Origin of the sequence: Haloferax prahovense DSM 18310, assembly GCF_000336815.1 — an archaeon.
GTDB classification, from domain to species: domain Archaea; phylum Halobacteriota; class Halobacteria; order Halobacteriales; family Haloferacaceae; genus Haloferax; species Haloferax prahovense.
In genome coordinates, this window is record NZ_AOLG01000018.1 from 1 (window position 1) to 654 (window position 654).

Below are 654 nucleotides of genomic sequence, written 5' to 3' on the forward strand. Positions count from 1 at the left end.
ATTTCATGCTTGGCATCATGGGGCACTTGACTAGACTGACTTCGGTACAGCCTCAAACTCGACAGAGGTAGCAGAACAGCCAGGAAGGGATATGAACCAAATCGCCGCCCTGTTGGAGCGAACCGTTGTGATGGACGACAACTCAATTGGGATCTCGTACGAATCCTCACATTTCGGGATCGAGTGATTATTCACTTGACGTACTTGTCAATCAGGTAGTCGGTGATCTGCTCTTCGCGAGCCTGGATAAACGCCTGTGCGTTCTCCGGCGTAGGTTCGACATCGGGGTACTGATTTACCCGTTGGATACGCTCAGCCTCGGCGTTGCCGAGATCATCCAACCATTCGTGGGGCCACTGGTCGCTTTTGATCTCTTCGTTCATCTCGTGTGGCAACAGCTGTAGATTCCCAATTCGATCAACATCAACAGTCTCTCCAATAGATTCAGATACAGTCTCTTCTCTGCTTTTCGGGTAGATGTGGTCAACCGAGTAGTCGCCAATACTGGCAGACATCGATTGCGTATACGATTCTTCGATGAGCCCGAGTACTGCCGTGACATCCGTGTCGGTAAATACAGGTTCTCCTGGGCTGCTCTCGTAACGAGCGTTGGCTACGACTCGACGGATGTCTTCAGCGGATGGACTGATGTTC

Annotated in this window: 1 protein-coding gene; it reads right to left on the reverse strand. The window is 51.2% G+C overall.

The window, feature by feature from the left end; genetic code table 11:
* Window positions 1–191: 191 nt before the first annotated feature.
* The coding region (locus C457_RS19470) for a GmrSD restriction endonuclease domain-containing protein (protein WP_152419978.1) at window positions 192–654 on the reverse strand (463 nt) is incomplete at its 5' end.